General features: G+C 60.6%; 10 protein-coding genes. 3 read left to right on the top strand and 7 right to left on the bottom strand.

What is annotated here, in order from left to right; genetic code table 11:
• Positions 1 to 464: 464 nt before the first annotated feature.
• Positions 465 to 632 (bottom strand): hypothetical protein, encoded by a 168-nt coding sequence (locus tag BKX96_RS32845; RefSeq protein WP_162837839.1) that lies wholly within the window; start codon positions 630 to 632, stop codon positions 465 to 467.
• Between the two features lie 212 nt (positions 633 to 844).
• Here BKX96_RS32845 and BKX96_RS10245 point away from each other — a divergent pair, with 212 nt between their 5' ends.
• The 3 genes from BKX96_RS10245 (at position 845) to glgB (ending at position 8573) form a co-directional block, all read left to right on the top strand.
• Positions 845 to 2839, top strand: coding sequence for an alpha-1,4-glucan--maltose-1-phosphate maltosyltransferase (locus BKX96_RS10245; protein WP_077183750.1), 1995 nt, complete (start codon positions 845 to 847; stop codon positions 2837 to 2839).
• A gap of 155 nt (positions 2840 to 2994) precedes the next feature.
• Positions 2995 to 6336 (top strand): maltose alpha-D-glucosyltransferase, encoded by a 3342-nt coding sequence (treS, locus tag BKX96_RS10240; protein ID WP_077183749.1) that lies wholly within the window; start codon positions 2995 to 2997, stop codon positions 6334 to 6336.
• 2 nt (positions 6337 to 6338) lie between these two features.
• On the top strand, positions 6339 to 8573 hold the full coding sequence (glgB, locus tag BKX96_RS10235; protein WP_077183748.1) for a 1,4-alpha-glucan branching protein GlgB: 2235 nt from the start codon (positions 6339 to 6341) through the stop codon (positions 8571 to 8573).
• A 79-nt stretch (positions 8574 to 8652) separates the two neighbouring features.
• On the opposite strand, the gene BKX96_RS10230 is transcribed toward glgB, so the two are convergent.
• From BKX96_RS10230 to BKX96_RS10200, 6 genes are all read right to left on the bottom strand, one after another.
• A complete protein-coding gene (locus BKX96_RS10230) occupies positions 8653 to 9720 on the bottom strand; it encodes an autotransporter domain-containing protein (RefSeq protein WP_077183747.1) in 1068 nt (355 codons plus the stop codon).
• Between the two features lie 311 nt (positions 9721 to 10031).
• Positions 10032 to 12611, bottom strand: coding sequence for an autotransporter family protein (locus BKX96_RS10225; RefSeq protein ID WP_077183746.1), 2580 nt, complete (start codon positions 12609 to 12611; stop codon positions 10032 to 10034).
• Positions 12612 to 12839: 228 nt separating this feature from the next.
• The gene (locus BKX96_RS10220) at positions 12840 to 13682 is read right to left on the bottom strand and encodes an endonuclease/exonuclease/phosphatase family protein (protein ID WP_410454523.1); all 843 of its coding nucleotides are present in this window, start codon (positions 13680 to 13682) and stop codon (positions 12840 to 12842) included.
• A 576-nt stretch (positions 13683 to 14258) separates the two neighbouring features.
• Positions 14259 to 15017, bottom strand: coding sequence for a PIG-L deacetylase family protein (locus BKX96_RS10210; protein ID WP_046818127.1), 759 nt, complete (start codon positions 15015 to 15017; stop codon positions 14259 to 14261).
• 204 nt (positions 15018 to 15221) lie between these two features.
• Positions 15222 to 17381: a glycogen debranching protein GlgX gene (gene glgX, locus BKX96_RS10205; protein WP_046818128.1), complete on the bottom strand. Its 2160-nt coding sequence runs from the start codon at positions 17379 to 17381 to the stop codon at positions 15222 to 15224.
• Between the two features lie 114 nt (positions 17382 to 17495).
• A complete protein-coding gene (locus BKX96_RS10200) occupies positions 17496 to 17819 on the bottom strand; it encodes a DUF2934 domain-containing protein (RefSeq protein WP_046818129.1) in 324 nt (107 codons plus the stop codon).
• Between the last annotated feature and the right edge of the window lie 10 nt (positions 17820 to 17829).

Below are 17829 nucleotides of genomic sequence, written 5' to 3'. Positions count from 1 at the left end.
CTTGCCAGCGAAGGCGGCCGCCGGGTACTCCGCGCAGCGCTGCTCATTCGATAGCTCATGCTGGCTATAGTCGAACTCACCAAGAAGCAGATGATCGTCCAACTCCTTGAGTATCGAGCTTCTAGCGTCCTCTCGTAGATTGCGCTCGGTATGGAAGCAGAGAAATTCGTAGTTGAAGATTTTCAATGTGAGGCCAGCCATCGATCAAGGGTTCACGGATAAGCGCGTTTTCCTTTGCGCTTGCTCGTTCTGTGAATCTGCCGACGTTAAAAAAGATCATGCTTATGGCTGGCCGTACTCAAGGTGGGTGGCGTCGTCAGTATGTCGCTCGATAAGCGCAATATAACCGCCTTACCGGCAGATAAAATTCACTTCAGGACCGGTACTACGCACCCGTAGGCAACGTCCTTCGGCTTAGTCCTGCAATCGATCCCCCGGTGCGCCAGGGGAGCGATCAACTGTCTTCATTCAGGGGTCACAATCACCGGTGGCATGGTCGTCGGTGGTTCTTCCCTGGGTGGCGGGTTGCTGCCGGGCGGTTCCTGCTCGGGCACAGGCTGCGGATCGCTGGGTGGAATCACCGGGTTATCGATGTTCGGATCAGGGGTTTCGGCCGGAAATGGATTGTTCATCGTTGATGTCTCCAGTGGCACATGGCGTGAGTCGTGCTTAAGTTGGTTGACCACTGTGTGCAGGATTTGATTCCCGGTAGATCCCGCTGAACTTTTCCCGGCGGCCGGCGTTCGGAACCTAAGTGAGTTCATTCCAGGGTGAATTACTCGGCGGGATGGCAACCAGACACCAGACACAAGAGCGTCCATGGGGCGTAAAGGAGTGATGCTCGATGACTGCTGAAAAACCGACTGAACTGAGCTACAACCCGCACATGCCGCTTTCACAGGCGTTGTTGCTGCCGCGAATCGTGATCGAAAATACCCTGCCGACCCTGGAGGGCGGGCAGTTTGCGGTCAAGGCCGTGGTCGGCGAGGACGTGGTGGTGACCAGCAAGGTGTTCGCCGACGGTCACGACAAGCTGGCCGTGCGGGTACGCTGGCGGGCCGAGGGCGACGAGATCTGGCAAAGCGAGGTCATGGCCGAGCTGGGCAATAACGGTTGGCAAGGCCGATTTCGGGTAGAGAGTCAGGGCCGGTATGTGTTCTGCATCGAAGCCTGGATCGATCAATTCGCCAGTTTTCGCTACGAACTGGAAAAAAAGCACACCGCTGGCGTGCCCGTCAGTCTGGAGTTGCAGGAAGGCCGCCTGCATGTGCAGCAAGCCGCCGAACGCGCCGAAGGACCGCTCAGCGAGGCGTTGGCAGCCTTGCACCATGAGTTGTCGGGCCTGCTCGAAACCGAGCAGGTGGCACTGTTCCTGCACCAGCGTAGCGCCGAGTTGATGGCTCAGGCCGATCATCGTGCCTACCTGAGCCTCAGCCCGGAATACCCGGTCGACGTCGAGCGACAGCTGGCGCAGTTTGCCAGTTGGTACGAACTGTTCCCGCGCTCGATTACCGACGATCCCAAGCGCCATGGCACTTTCAACGATGTGCATTCACGGCTGCCGATGATCCAGGACATGGGCTTCGACGTGCTGTATTTCCCGCCAATCCACCCGATCGGTCGCAGTTATCGCAAGGGCCCCAACAACTCGTTGACCGCCGGACCTGACGATCCGGGCAGCCCCTATGCGATCGGCAGTGAAGAGGGCGGGCATGAGGCGATTCATTCGCAGCTGGGTAGTCGCGAAGATTTTCGTCGACTGGTGGCGGCGGCTGCAGACCATGGATTGGAGATCGCCCTCGATTTCGCCATCCAGTGCTCCCAGGACCATCCATGGCTCAAGCAGCACCCTGGCTGGTTCAACTGGCGGCCCGATGGCACGATCAAATACGCCGAAAACCCACCGAAAAAATACCAGGACATCGTCAACGTCGACTTCTATGCCGTCGAGGCAATCCCAAGCCTGTGGATCGAACTGCGTGACATCGTCGTAGGCTGGGTGCAGGAGGGCGTGAAGATCTTTCGCGTCGACAACCCGCACACCAAACCGCTGCCGTTCTGGCAATGGCTGATCGCCGACGTTCGTGCGCTATACCCGGAGGTGATTTTCCTGGCCGAAGCCTTTACCACCCCTGCAATGATGGCGCGACTGGGCAAGGTCGGTTATTCCCAGAGCTACACCTATTTCACCTGGCGCAACACCAAGGCGGAGTTGGCGACCTATTTCACCGAGCTCAACGAATCGCCGTGGCGCGAATGCTACCGGCCGAATTTCTTCGTCAATACACCGGACATCAACCCGGCGTTCCTGCACGAATCGGGGCGCTCCGGTTTTCTCATTCGTGCGGCGCTGGCGACCATGGGCTCGGGGCTGTGGGGCATGTATTCGGGGTTCGAGCTGTGCGAGTCGGCGCCGGTGCCGGGCAAGGAGGAATATCTCGACTCGGAGAAGTACGAGATCCGCCCCAGGGACTTCAACGCGCCCGGCAACATCATTGCCGAAATCGCCCAACTCAACCGCATCCGTCGACAAAACCCGGCACTGCATACGCATCTGGGCCTTAAGGTCTACAACGCCTGGAACGACAACATCCTTTACTTCGGCAAGCGCAGCGCCGACGGCAGTAATTTCATTCTGGTCGCGGTGAACCTGGACCCCCATAACCCGCAAGAAGCGAATTTCGAGCTGCCACTGTGGGAAATGGGCTTGCCCGATGACGCCAGCACTCAAGGCGAAGACTTGATGAATGGCCATCGCTGGACCTGGCACGGCAAGTACCAGTTCATGCGCCTGGACCCGGCGTATCAGCCGTTCGGTATCTGGAGAATTACTGTTTAGTCCATGATCGTTCCCACGCTCTGCGTGGGGATGTCGCCCCTGGACGCTCTGCGTCCACCGCTGTGACGCAGAGCGTCACGGGATGCATTCCCACGCAGAGCGTGGGAACGATCTCGGTGAGAAGGGTGCTCTTTCGAATTCAACAGGAGTTTCAAATGGCGAAGAAACCCAAGGCAGCCACGTTCATCAAGGATCCGCTCTGGTACAAGGACGCGGTCATCTATCAAGTCCACGTCAAATCCTATTTCGATTCAAATAACGACGGAATCGGTGATTTTCCCGGTCTGATCGCCAAACTCGACTACATTGCCGACCTGGGCGTCAATACCATCTGGTTGCTGCCGTTCTATCCCTCGCCACGCCGCGACGACGGCTATGACATCGCCGAGTACCGGGGCGTCCATAGCGACTACGGCACCATGGCCGACGCAAAACGCTTTATTGCCGAGGCGCACAAGCGCGGTTTGCGGGTGATTACCGAACTGGTCATCAACCATACCTCGGACCAGCACTCGTGGTTCCAGCGCGCACGCAAGGCGAAAAAAGGCTCCGCAGCCCGAGACTTCTACGTGTGGTCCGATGACGACCAAAAATATGACGGCACCCGCATCATCTTTCTCGACACCGAAAAATCCAACTGGACCTGGGATCCGGTGGCCGGCCAATACTTCTGGCACCGCTTCTACTCCCACCAGCCAGACCTGAATTTCGACAACCCGCAGGTCATGAAAGCCGTGCTGTCGGTGATGCGCTACTGGCTCGACATGGGCATCGACGGCTTGCGCCTCGACGCCATCCCGTACCTGATCGAGCGCGACGGCACCAACAACGAAAACCTGCCTGAAACCCACGACGTACTTAAGCAGATCCGCGCCGAAATCGACGCCCATTACCCGGACCGCATGCTGCTGGCCGAGGCAAACCAATGGCCGGAAGACACTCAACTGTATTTCGGCGACACCGATAAGTCCGGCCTGAACGGTGACGAATGCCACATGGCGTTTCACTTCCCGCTGATGCCGCGCATGTACATGGCACTGGCCCAGGAAGATCGTTTTCCGATCACCGACATCTTGCGCCAGACCCCGGAGATTCCGGCCAATTGCCAGTGGGCAATCTTCTTGCGCAACCACGATGAGCTCACCCTGGAGATGGTCACCGACAAGGAACGTGACTACCTGTGGAATTACTACGCAGCCGACCGTCGGGCGCGGATCAACCTGGGTATTCGCCGGCGCCTGGCGCCGCTGATGGAGCGTGATCGCCGGCGCGTGGAGCTGCTCAACAGTCTATTGCTGTCGATGCCTGGCACGCCGACCTTGTACTACGGTGATGAAATCGGCATGGGCGACAACATCTACCTCGGCGATCGCGACGGCGTGCGCACGCCGATGCAGTGGTCGATCGACCGCAATGGCGGGTTCTCCCGGGCTGATCCCGCCAGCCTGGTACTGCCACCGATCATGGACCCGCAATACGGCTACCTGTCGGTGAATGTCGAGACCCAGGCCGGCGATCCGCATTCGCTGTTGAACTGGACCCGGCGCATGCTCACGGTGCGCAAGCAGTCCAAGGCCTTCGGTCGGGGCACCTTGAAAATGCTTTCACCGGCCAACCGCCGGGTGCTGGCCTATACCCGCGAATACACCGGCCCTGACGGCAAGCACGAAATCATCCTGTGTGTGGCCAACGTTTCGCGCAGCGCCCAAGCGGTGGAACTGGACCTGTCCGCATACGTCGGCATGGTGCCGGTGGAGATGCTCGGCGGTAACGCCTTTCCACCGATCGGCCAATTGAGTTTCCTCCTGACCCTGGCGCCCTACGGTTTCTACTGGTTCGGCCTCGCCGCGGAAAACCAGATGCCGAGCTGGCACGTGGAGCCGGCGCAAAGCCTGCCGGACTTCACCACGCTGGTGCTGAAAAAACGCATGGAAGAACTGCTCGAGGCCCCATCGCGCGCGACGCTGGAGCAGGGCATCCTGCCAAACTGGCTGCAGAACCGCCGCTGGTTCGCCGGCAAGGATGCGGCTATCGAACAGGTTCACCTGGCCTACGGCGTGCGTTTTGGCGATGCCCAGCATCCGGTATTGTTGAGTGAAATCGAAGTCACCAGCGCAGGCCAGACCAGCCGCTATCAGCTGCCGTTCGGCTTCATTGCCGAGGACCAGGTCGGCACCGCATTGCCCCAGCAGCTGGCCCTGTCGCGGGTGCGCCGTGGTCCGCAGGTTGGCTTGATCACCGATGCCTTCAGTCTGGAAAACTTTGTCCGCACGGTGCTGCAAGGCATGCACGACAACAGGGTGTTGCCGTCGGACGGCGGCGAAATCCGTTTCGAACCCACCGCCGAACTGGCCAAACTGGGCCTGACGGCGGAGTCGGATGTGCGTTACCTGTCGGCCGAGCAATCCAACAGTTCAGTGGTGGTCGGCAACAGCCTGGTACTGAAGCTGATCCGCAAGGTCGCGTCGGGTGTGCACCCGGAACTGGAAATGAGCGCGTACCTGACCGCGGCCGGCTTCGCCAATATCTCGCCGTTGCTGGGGTCGGTGGTGCGTCGGGATGCGGCGGGCGAAGACAACCTGCTGATGATTGCCCAGGGTTACCTGAGCAACCAGGGCGATGCCTGGGAGTGGACCCAGAACAACCTGGAGCGGGCGCTGCGCGACGAGCTCGCCGATGCAATGTCCGAACAGGAGCAACACTACAACGCCCTCGGGGAATTGAAGGATTTCGCCGCCATGCTCGGCCAGCGCCTGGGTGAAATGCATCAGGTACTGGCGGCGCCGAGCGACAACCCTGACTTTGCCCCGTACACCACCACCCAAAAGGATGCGCTGGCGACGGGCAAGGATGTTGTGGCACAAATCGAGCATGCGTTGAAGCTGCTCAAGCAACATCAAAATGAACTGAACCCGGCGGACAAAACCCTGGTCAGCCGTTTACTGGACAATAAAAAGGTCATCCTCAGCCATGTCCAGGAGCTGGCCAAGAAAACCGCCGGTGGCCTGCGGATCCGCGTGCATGGCGACTTGCACCTGGGGCAGGTGCTGGTGATCAAGGGCGATGCCTACCTGATCGACTTCGAAGGCGAGCCGGCGCGACCGCTGCCGGAACGACGGGGCAAACATAGCCCGTACAAGGATGTCAGCGGCGTGCTGCGTTCCTTCGATTACGCGGCGGCCATGACCATCAACGTGCACAACGTTGATAACACCGACCAGGCCCAGGCGGCTCGCCAGCGGGTCGGCGATCGGTATTTAAGTGAGGCAAGACAGGCATTTATCCACGCTTATCGGCTGGCGGCAGCTACGCTAGGCCATGCGTGGCAAGATCCTGAAGGCGAAGATGCCGCGTTGGCATTGTTCGGTCTGGAGAAGGCAGCTTATGAAGTGGCCTACGAGGCGGAAAATCGCCCCGCTTGGCTGCCCGTGCCATTGCACGGTTTATATGGATTAATGAGTGGGCTTAAACCCTTTTCCGATCTTGGTGGAGAGTAGTCATGAGTTTCTCGAACAAGGAAACGGGTCAACATCACAGTGAAGCGCTGCTACCCAAGGCGCGGGATATCGATGCGCTGGTGCGTGCCGAGCATCGCGATCCCTTTGCCATTCTCGGCCCCCACGGCGATGGTGCCGGCGGACAATTCATCCGGGCTTATCTGCCGGGGGCCTTGAGCGTGCAGGTGGTGGACAAGGCATCCGGCGACGAGTTGGGCAATCTTGAAGCGACCCAGACCCCCGGGTTGTTCGTCGGGCATTTCCCGCGGGCTCAGCCGTACTTGTTGCGAACCCGCTGGGCCGGGGGCGAGCAGATTTCCGAAGACCCCTATAGTTTTGGACCGTTGCTGGGCGAGATGGATTTGTACCTGTTCGCCGAGGGCAATCACCGCGACCTGAGCAGCGCCCTGGGCGCGCAATTGAAGACCGTGGACGGGGTCGATGGCGTGCGTTTCGCCGTGTGGGCACCGAACGCCCGGAGGGTGTCAGTGGTGGGGGATTTCAACGTCTGGGACGGCCGTCGCCATCCTATGCGCCTGCGCCACCCTACCGGCGTCTGGGAACTGTTCATTCCACGCCTGCAGGCGGGGGAGGCTTATAAGTACGAAATCCTCGGCAAGGACGGGATCCTGCCACTCAAGGCCGACCCCATGGCGCTGGCCACCAGCCTGCCGCCGGACACCGCTTCGAAGGTCGCACCGCCGCTACGGATCGACTGGCAGGATCAGGACTGGATGCAGACCCGCGGGGAGCGCCAGCGCCCGACGGCACCGTTGTCGATCTACGAACTGCACGCCGGTTCCTGGCAATGCGAGCTGGACGACCTGGGCGAAGTATCCCGCCAGTACACTTGGCCGGAGCTGGGCGAGCGGCTGATTCCGTATGTGAAGGACCTGGGGTTCACCCACATCGAACTGATGCCGATCATGGAACACCCGTTCGGCGGCTCCTGGGGCTATCAGCTGCTTTCGCAGTTCGCCACCAGCGCCCGGTACGGGACGGGCGATGAGTTCGCTGCCTTCGTCAATGCCTGCCACCTGGCGGGCATCGGCGTGATCCTCGACTGGGTGCCGGCGCATTTCCCTACCGACACCCACGGCCTGGCCCAGTTCGATGGCACCGCGCTGTACGAGTATGGAAACCCACAGGAAGGCTTTCACCAGGACTGGGACACCCTGATCTACAACCTGGGCCGCACCGAAGTGCACGGCTACATGCTGGCGTCGGCGTTGCACTGGCTCAAGCATTTCCACGTTGACGGCTTGCGGGTCGATGCAGTGGCGTCGATGTTGTACCGAGATTACTCGCGCAAGGCCGGCGAGTGGGTACCCAACCGCCATGGCGGCCGGGAGAACCTCGAGGCCATCGACTTCCTGCGTCACCTCAACGACGTCGTCGCGCTGGAAGCACCGGGGGCGCTGGTGATTGCCGAAGAGTCCACGGCCTGGCCTGGGGTCAGCCAGAGCACGCAACAGGGCGGCCTGGGCTTTGCCTACAAATGGAACATGGGCTGGATGCACGATTCGCTGCATTACATTCAGCAAGACCCGGTGTACCGCGCTCATCATCACAACGAACTGAGCTTCGGCCTGGTGTACGCCTGGTCGGAGCGCTTCATTCTGCCGATTTCCCACGATGAAGTGGTGCACGGCAAGCACTCGCTGATCGACAAGATGCCCGGCGACCGCTGGCAGAAATTCGCCAACCTGCGGGCCTACCTGAGCTTCATGTGGACCCACCCGGGCAAGAAACTGTTGTTCATGGGCTGCGAATTCGGCCAATGGCGCGAGTGGAACCACGACCAGCAGCTTGATTGGTACCTGTTGCAGTACTCCGAACACAAAGGCGTACAGAAGCTGGTGAGTGACCTCAACCGGTTGTATCGCGAAGAGCCGGCGCTGCACGAGCAGGACGACGTGCCGCAGGGCTTCCAGTGGCTGATTGGCGATGACGCGATCAACAGCGTCTATGCCTGGATGCGCTGGAGCAAGGACGGTCAGCCGATACTGGTGGTGGCCAACTTCACGCCGGTGCCGCGCGAGGCTTATCGCGTTGGCGTACCGTTTGCCGGGCATTGGAGCGAGGTGTTCAACAGCGATTCGTCGATCTATGCCGGATCCAACTATGGCAACAGTGGCGGGGCAACGGCCGAGGAAACGCCGAGCCATGGGCAGGCGTTGTCGCTGGTGTTGAATTTGCCGCCGTTGGCGGTGTTGATGTTGCGCCCGCAAGGCTGATCAGGCGCCGTCTTCGCGGGCAATCCGACTGGCCCGCGAAGAGCCTGCGTTGGGAACTGTCAGGTCCTGGCAGTTCCGCTCACCAACGCATCCGTACCCCGAGGCTGCCAATCAGCCCGTTCAAATCATTGTCATCCACATCACTGCTGTAGTCCGCACTGACGTACAGGCTCACGGTGGGTGTCATTCTGGCGACCAGTCCCAAGCCCAGTTCGACCGTCGAGGAGTTGCGGCTGCTGCTGATCTTGTCGACCTGGTCGAGGGTCACGGTATTGCCGGTGTACACCGTGTGCCACAAGTTGGTTCGCACATAGGGTTCGACGGGAAGGCCGTTGATGTCGTAGCTGCCTTTCAACTTGGCACCGACCCTGCCGCTCCACGAGGTGAGGTCACTGGAGGAGGCATTGCTCGAACCGGCATAAGGCGTGTCCAGGGTGATCCGCTGATTGATCAATTGCGCCTGGGGTTCTACTACCCAGTTTTCGCTGATGCCAATCGGAAAACCGCCTTCTACCGAAAGCGTCACCGCGCTGCCTTCGGTGATTTGTCGGGCGCCTTGTTCATTGCGACTGTAGCCATTGACCCGACCACCGCTGGCGGACAAATCGACGTGCCAACCCTGTGGGCCAGTCAGGCTCCAGTAGGCGCCGAGGCTCTGCCCTTGCAGGTTGAGAGTGTCGTTGCGCGGGTCCGACTGTGCGCGGTTGGTCATCAAGCCGTTGCCGTTGCCACGGAACTCGGCGGTGCCGCCAATCAGGCCGACCCGTTGGGTATGACCGCTATTGCTTTGCAGGGTCACCAGCGCCGGGCTTTTGTGTTCGCCGGAGCCAGGGATGGAAAAACCCTGGGCCAGGGCGTCGGTCTGTGCCTGGCGCGAGGCGTGGCCATAGAGTTGATCCCAGGCCCCGGGCGCGGCGTCCTCGACGGTCAGGCTGGAACTTCGGGTATCGGCAATCGGGCTGAAATGGCCCGGATAGTGGCTGGCGGGTGCGGGCAAGGTGAGGGCGGGAATATCCTGGCGGTACCAGGGTGTCGTTTCTTCGTCGGCGGGGGAGGCCTGCACTTCCATGGATGAACACAGCAGGAGCGTACTGGAGACAGTGCAAAAACTAATCCGGATCTCTTGTGAGGTGAATGAGGTTTTCATGGAGGTCTACCTTGCAATCGCATGCGGTATCTCGCTTTGGCGTCTCTCCTACCCCGAGTGAGGGGCGACCGAAGGAATTAGGACAAGCCGGGCCTCCTGCCCGTTTTCACGGGCGGCGGCGGTTGGTCCTGATGGTGATTCCGGGGTAGTAACGTGAAGTCAAGAGGACCTCAGGCATTGCGTCAAGAAAGTGGCCGATAAATGGTAGCTGTATTTTAGATCATATAAGTGACTGATTTACGACGCATCCATAAGCTCTTGTTTATTGGAAGGAACGTCAAAAAACTCGCGAGATAGAGCCTTTACTCAGACTACCAACTCAACCTTATTCCCAGGTTTGCGCTCATTGCACGCAACGGGTTGCTGTCGATATTGCTGCTGTAATCGGCATTGGCATACAGGCTGACAGCAGGTGCCAGTGTGAGGACGGCACCGATGCCGAGATCGGCCGAGGACGTGCGTTGTTCGGTCTTGATCTCGGTGCTGTCGTCGAATGTCACCGTGTCGGTTCCCGACAATGTGTGCCACAGGTTGACGCGCAGATAGGGTTCCAGGGGCAGCCCGGCGACGTCATAGCGCCCCTTGAGGCGGGCGCCGAGGCGGCCGGTCCAGGCCGGGTCGGCATCGAACGACACCCTGGAAATACCATCATCCTGGCTCTTCAGGTCAACCTGTTGATTGATGACCTGCACTTGGGGTTCGACCACCCAGTTGTCCGCCACTGCAACGGGGTAGCCGGCCTCCACCGAGAGGGTCATGGCGTGGCCGTCGTTGTCGATTTCCAGGCCTCGGTCGGAGTGGCTGTCGCCGTTCAGCCAGGTGTACATGGCCACGGTATCGACATACCAGCCCTTGGGATCGGTCAGGGTCCAGTAGAGCCCGAGGTTGTCACCTTGCAGCTCGACCTTGCCGGCGCGCATGTCCTGGAAACCCTGGTTGAATCCGTCGACATCACCCTTCAAGCGGCTATGCCCGACGAAAAAGCCGGTGCGCTGGGTTTGTCCGGCAGACGTTTGCGAGGCGAACAGATCGTTGCCGACCTGAAATCCATTCAACGAACCGTCGAGCCGTGGCGTGACGGTGCCGGCCCAGGTCTGGTCGAAGTTTTTCCCGTAGACCCGACCCCAGCCCGCGCCAAAGGCCCCGGTTTCGTTCAGCAGGCGTTGATCACCCTGGCGATCATGGAAGGTGCCCAGCGCCGTCAGGGCCAATTGCGCTGCCGCCGGTGGCAACACCGACCAGACCGGGACTTCCTGGCGGTACAGGGGAATGGGTGCGGCGCCAGCCACGGGCGCCGGCAAAGGCGGGGTGCCGACAGCTGCCACCGGTAGTGGTACCAACGGCACCAACACGGGCGGTAATGCTGGGTCGGGATTGGGATTTGGAACAGGCTCCGGATCGGGTACCGCTGTGGCCACCAACGGAGGCGCAACGACGGACGAACGCAGGTACCAGCTGTTTTCGCTGCCGACAGTGACGCCACCCTTGAACAGGTGGTAATCGAAAGCCCCGGCCGATAACGGCGCCTTGAGCGTGAAGGCGCCACTGTCGCTGATGGCCGTGCCCTGGGCCTGGACAACCTGAATGCCGTTTTGCAGGGTTGCCGCGCCCGTGCCCCCCAGATTGTTGACGGTAATCGAGGTGGTGCCGGTCAAGGTGCCGTCATTGACCACCAGTCTGTCACTGGGGGAGCTGTCATCGCCGAGCGTACTTTGTACCCGGAGCTGGCCGCCGCTGCCGGCATAGTTGCCCTGCACCGTCAGGGTGTCGCTGGTGCGGGTATTGCCGCTGCTCAGGTCGATGACCCCGGCGTTGTTCAGCGTCGCACGCTGGCCTGCGGTGAATGGGGTAAGGCTGCCTTGGGTCGAAGTCACGACACTGCTGCCGTCGATGTTGAACACGCCGCTGCCAGTGGAACTGTCACCCAGGACAAAGTTGCCATCCAAGTCCAATCGCGAGCCATTGCCGAGGTTGACGGTTTCCCAGTTGGCGTAACGAGCGGCTCCGTGGGTGGTGGTGTTATCGAAGGTCAGCAGATCACTGCCGTTGCCACCGTTGAGGAGCGGCGTCTGGGCCAGGATGCTGTCATTGAGATTGCGCAGGGTTGCCCGGTCATTGCCGTCTTCCATCAGGATCGCCGAGCGGATGATCCCGCCGCCATCCCAGGTCAGGGTGTCGTTGCCCACGCTGGCACGAATCTCGCCGACGATTTCGCCTCCGGTCACCGTGATGCTGTCGTTGCCGCCGCTGACACTGATGTTGCCGCCGATCCTGCCACCGGAAACGATGATGGTGTCGGTGCCAAACCCGGTGACCAGATTGCCAAGAATCTGCCCTCCAGACAGATCGAACAGATTGTTGTCGAGCTTCATGTCGACCCGGCCGATGCTGCCACCGGTCATCCTGGCGGTGTCACCGTCCTCGAAGGCGCCGGTGATCGTGCCCGCGCTCATCTCGAAAAAGTCACGACTGTCGCCCTGGGCAAGCGACTGGATGGTCCCGCCGCTCATCACGAAGGTATCGACGCCATTGCCCTGGTTAACAGCGCCGGCGACCTGGCCGGCACTGATGCTGAACGTGTCGGCCCCGTCCCCCTGATTGACGCTTCCGGAGATGATGCCGGAGTTCATGCCCAGGGCGTCGTTTCCGGCGCCGAACGTCACATTGCCTGTGATGGTGCCAGTGCCATTGGTGGGAAAGGTCAGGGTGTTGTTACCCGCCAGGTCAGTCAGCGGCCCGCTATTGCCGCTGTCACACACGAAGTTGTCGTTGCCGGGGGAGGGCGTGAGGGTACAGGCGGCGTGGCTGGGCAGTGACCAGCCCATGCAGAGCCAGATGGAAATGGCGCAGGCGCTGTAACGGCAGTTGGGCAGTTCTTTACAAAGGTTCATGCTCGTCTCCGCGTAAGAATCGCACCGATGCCTTGCAGGTAAAGCAAGTCATCAAGTGCATCGGCAGCGCGAGTTGCGAGACATCATCAGGAAGGCATAAACCCTTCGGGCAACGACGGCTACGGGGCCAGTCCGCACGCCTCAGTCGAAACGGACGGGAGCACCGTAGCAGGTGTTTTTCAGGGCATCTACTGTCACAAATGACAGGTGGAGATCAGATCCGTAGCCTTACAGGTGCACTTCAACCGCCAACGGCAGGTGATCTGACAGGTGCGTCCAGGGCTTGTGGCCGAGGATTCTCGGTTCATGGCTGCTGGCGTTGCGCAGGTAGATCCGGTCCAGGCGCAGCAGAGGGAAGCGCGCCGGATAGGTTTTCGCCGGACGGCCATGGTGGCGTTCGAAGGCTTCGTGCAAGTAGTCACGACGTGAGAGGGCGACGTTGCCCTGCAACTGCCAGTCGTTGAAGTCGCCGGCGATGATGACGGGCGCCTCATCAGGCAAGGATTCGAGCAATTGGCAAAGCAACTGCAGCTGCAACTGGCGATGACTTTCCAGCAGGCTCAGGTGCACGCAAATCGCATGGACCTCGGCGTGACCCGGCACGTCCAGCACGCAGTGCAACAGGCCACGGCGCTCGGGGCCGGTGATGGAGACGTCGAGGTTGCGGTATTCGCGGATAGGGTATTTGGACAGCAGCGCATTGCCGTGGTGACCGTCGGGGTAGACCGCATTGCGACCGTAGGCGAAATCGCTCCACATGCTGTCGGCCAGGAACTCGTACTGCGACATTTGCGGCCAGTTGTTGTAGCGCGAAGAATGGCGCTCGTGTTCACCGACAACTTCCTGCAGGAACACCAGGTCGGCGGATGTACTGCGGACCGCGTCGCGCAATTCCGGGAGGATGAAGCGCCGGTTGAGTGCGGTGAACCCTTTGTGGGTGTTGACCGTCAGTACGCGCAATCGATGGATGACCGTCGGGGTGTCCAACGGCACTGAGTCTGCTGCCTGCCGATTAGAGTGGCTGCTCACTTTCACTCCTCTGAATGCGGGTTGCTTATGTATGCGACTCATGGAGGCGCGTGCAGTTCAGCTCTTTTGCGTACATATCCATTTCTGTGGTTTTTGCGGTTGTACCCGATTTACTGTAGGCGCTGGTTTGTCGGGCCGCCGCATCGCAGCGAAGGCGGCCTTATAGCCGACCTATTATTTGTTGATGGAGTACATATCCATTCCTGCGGTAACGGCCGCCTATGGTTTCGCCCTTACGGCGAGTCCCTTTTGTCAAACGCCACAAAAGGAACCAAAAAGTCTTGCCCCACCATTCGGTGCCTCGCTGAGGCTCGGCATGCCCTCACTCCGGCATTGCTCCGTGGGCCCGCCGCCATCGGCCATCCATGGCCGAGGGCGGCTATCCCGGCATCCATGCCGGGATGCCCACTGCGCAACGCCTGCGTTCGGCCTCTGGAAATGGGGCAGGTAGATCAAGATCAAAAGCCAAAGCCAGAGCAAAAGCCAAGCAACAGCAAGATCAAAAGATCAAAAGATCAAGATCAATAGATCGCAGCCTTCGGCAGCTCCAGGGGGGCATGCTGAGCCTTGGCGAGGCACCGAACGTCAGGGGCAAGAGCCCTTGGTGCAAGTCGGCTATCAGACAAAGACAATCTCATAAGGCAACCGCATCCGCTCCAGCAGAACCCTTGGCAACCGTGGCGCAACCCCAATGGCCGGCTCGCCATCGAGCTGACTGGCGTAGGCATGGGTCGCGTGGCTCTTGCGCGCCACCGTCCAGGTGTCCAGGCGAACTTTGCGCGCCCGGTGCCAGGGGATCAGGGCGCTATCGCGGGTAGGCCAGTGCCAGGCCCAGACCGGTATCTCAGTGAAGACAGCGCCGGCGCCGCTGGCGGCGTTGGCGCTGGCGCGGCCGACGGCGTCGTGGTCGCTGTTGCCGTCCTCGCACCAGGTGCTGAACACCACGTCGCCCGGTCGTAGATAACGGGCGATGAACTGCGTGAGCGCCTGCTCATGCTCCGCCAGGGTGTTGTCGGTGAAGCCACCGCGTATCCATTTCAGGCTGTGCATCGGCAACCCGAGCCGGCGCAGGGCCTCGACGCTTTCCTGGGAGCGATACACGCTCAGGCGTTTCTCCGACCACTGTTGAGACCCTCGATGGCTGGCGCTGCCGTCAGTCACCGAGATCAGTTGCAAGGGGTGTCCCGTGGCACTGAGCAACTGCAGCAGGCCGCCGCAGGTCAGCACCTCGTCGCCGGGATGGGGAGCGATCACCACGGCACGGGCACCGGGGGGAAGAAGGGACTGGGTACCAATGACCGGAATATTGGCCAGCTGCGGAGCGCTGTTCCAGATTTGTTCTGCAAGGCTGCTGTCACTGATGGACACAGATTTCATGGCGTTACGTCCTTGTTCCGTTCGCCTTCAGTCGAGCGCTACGCAAACGCAGCAGTCATGAGGGCGGGTTGATAGCGAGGCGCGGCCCTCCGAACCCTGGACAGCCGCGCATCGAGTATTGCTCATGTATCGGTATTCGTCGCGCTGGATGTGTGCGCACGCACATTTTTCCGACGCGCCGGCTTCATTCAACGAACGCTGTTTCTACTCCTCTTCGTCACGTTGCAGTTCGAACAACAGCAACGAACGTCCGGTGACCGAGTACTCACGACCGAAGTCGAAGCGCTCCTGGCCGCGTATGGAGGGTTGATTGGTGTCGATCAGGCAGGTCCAGAAGCTGCCATCGGGTACTTCCGGCAGCAAGAAATTGACGATGTCGTGATGGGCGTTGACCACCAGCAACAGGGTGGCGTCCGCCCCTTTGCGGCGGATGCCGGTTTCCTGGGCGCGGCCGTCGAGCAACATGCCCAGGCAGCGGTTGTGCGCATCGTGCCAGTGGTCGGTGGTCATTTCGCTGCCATCGGGCGCCAGCCAGGTGACATCCTTGACGCCGATGTCCTCGTTGTAATTGCCGACCAGGAAGCGTCCACGGCGCAGGATCGGGTAGGTCAGGCGCAACTTGATCAGGCGCTTGACGAACTTGAGCAGGGCTTTGCCATCTTCGCTCAGGTTCCAGTTGACCCAGCCGATCTCGCTGTCCTGGCAATAGGCGTTGTTGTTGCCCTCCTGTGTCCGCGCGAATTCATCGCCGGCCACCAGCATCGGCGTACCCTGGGCGAGCAGCAAGGTGGCAAAGAAATTGCGCATCTGTCGCTGGCGCAGCGCGTTGATTTCCGGGTCGTCGGTGGGGCCTTCGACGCCATGGTTCCAGGACAGGTTGTTGTTGCTGCCGTCCTCGTTGTTCTCGTCGTTGGCTTCGTTGTGCTTGTCGTTGTACGACACCAGGTCGTTGAGGGTGAAACCGTCGTGGGCGGTGATGAAGTTCAGCGATGAATAAGGCCGTCGGCCGCGCTGGTTGAACATTTCGCCGGACGCGGTCATGCGGCTGGCGAAGTCCGCCAGCTGGCCATCGTCACCTTTCCAGAAGGAGCGCACGGTGTCGCGAAACTTGTCGTTCCATTCCACCCAGCCGGGAGGAAAGCGCCCGACCTGATAACCCCCAGGCCCGCAATCCCATGGCTCGGAGATCAGCTTGACCTGACGCAGGACCGGGTCCTGGCGGCAAGCTACGAGAAAACTGTGACGCTCATCGAAGCCGTCGTGATAACGCCCGAGGATGGTCGCCAAGTCGAAGCGGAAGCCGTCCACATGCATTTCCGAAGCCCAGTAGCGCAGGGAGTCGGTAACCATCTGCAGTACGCACGGGTGGCTCAGGTCCAGGGTGTTGCCGGTGCCGGAGTCATTAATGTAGAAGCGTTTGTCCTCTGGCATCAAACGGTAGTACGACGCGTTGTCGATGCCGCGCATGGACAGGGTCGGGCCTTGTTCATTGCCCTCGGCGGTGTGGTTGTAGACCACATCGAGGATCACTTCCAGGTTGGCTTCGTGCAGATGCGCGACCATTTCCTTGAACTCGGCGATCTTGCCGCTGGCCAGGTAGCGCGGGTCGGGAGCAAAGAACGCAATGCTGTTGTAGCCCCAGTAATTGGTCATGCCTTTGTGCAGCAGGTGCTGATCGTTGACGAAGGCGTGGATCGGCAACAGTTCGACGGTCGACACGCCCAACTTGCGGATGTGCTCCAGCACTTCATCGACCATCAGCCCGGCGAAGGTCCCTTGCAGGTGCTCGGGGACGGCGGGGTGACGCATGCTGAAGCCGCGCACGTGGGTTTCATAGATGATCGTTTTGTCCCAGGGCACGCTGACCCGATGATCGTGACCCCAGGTGTGCGCCGGATCGATCACCTTGCATTTGGGCACGAAGGGCGCGCTGTCGCGTTCGTCGAAGCTGAGGTCGCGGTCCGGATGGCCGATGGTGTAGCCGAACAAGGCCTCGGACCATTTCAGGCGCCCGACCAGTTGTTTGGCGTAGGGGTCGATCAACAGTTTGTTGGGGTTGAAGCGATGGCCGTTAGCCGGGTCGTACGGACCGTATACGCGGTAGCCGTAGATCAGGCCCGGATGGGCGTCGGGCAAGTAGCCGTGGTAAATCTCGTCGGTGTATTCCGGCAGTTCGATGCGTTCGAGTTCCACTTCGCCGGCATCATCGAAAATGCACAGTTCGACCCGGGTGGCGTTGGCCGAGAACAAGGCGAAATTGACCCCCAGGCCATCCCAGGTCGCACCGAGCGGAAAGGGCAGGCCTTCACGGATGCGCGAGGGTTCGGCACGGGGAGGCGGCGTTTCTTTCTTCGGACGGGTCATATTGGCTCCAGCAACGGCAGACAGTAACGGGGCTCAGTATTTTTTTCGCGGGCGAGCACACCCCCCGGTGGCGAGTGAACTCGCCACTGAATGATTCAATGCGACGGCAGAAGCTTAGACGGCTGGCGGTTTTCGCGCAGCGCGGGGTTTTTTCTCGGTGGCTTTTTCCCCAGGCGGTATCACCGCAGAGGCAGCCGCCGGCTTGGCCTTGGCCTTGGGTTTTGGTGCGGCGGCCTTGCCATTGAGTTTGCTTTCGCCTTCTTTAGTCGCGGCTGTCTTGCTCGCCGCCGCTTTTGCCGGCTTTTTCGGCGCCAGTTTTTCGGCTTCGGCCAGTTTGCGCGCCATCTCCCAGTGACGTGCCTCCTGGCCCTCTGGTTTGCCTTCAGATTCCCAGATCTGATAGGCAAACTCGCGGATACGCTTATCGTCGCTACTCATCGCATTGCTC

The organism is Pseudomonas putida (genome assembly GCF_001976065.1).
In the GTDB taxonomy this organism is placed as follows: Bacteria; Pseudomonadota; Gammaproteobacteria; order Pseudomonadales; family Pseudomonadaceae; genus Aquipseudomonas; species Aquipseudomonas serbica.
The sequence above is the reverse complement of the archived record's forward strand: the minus strand, read 5'-3'. Positions and strand labels throughout refer to the sequence as shown.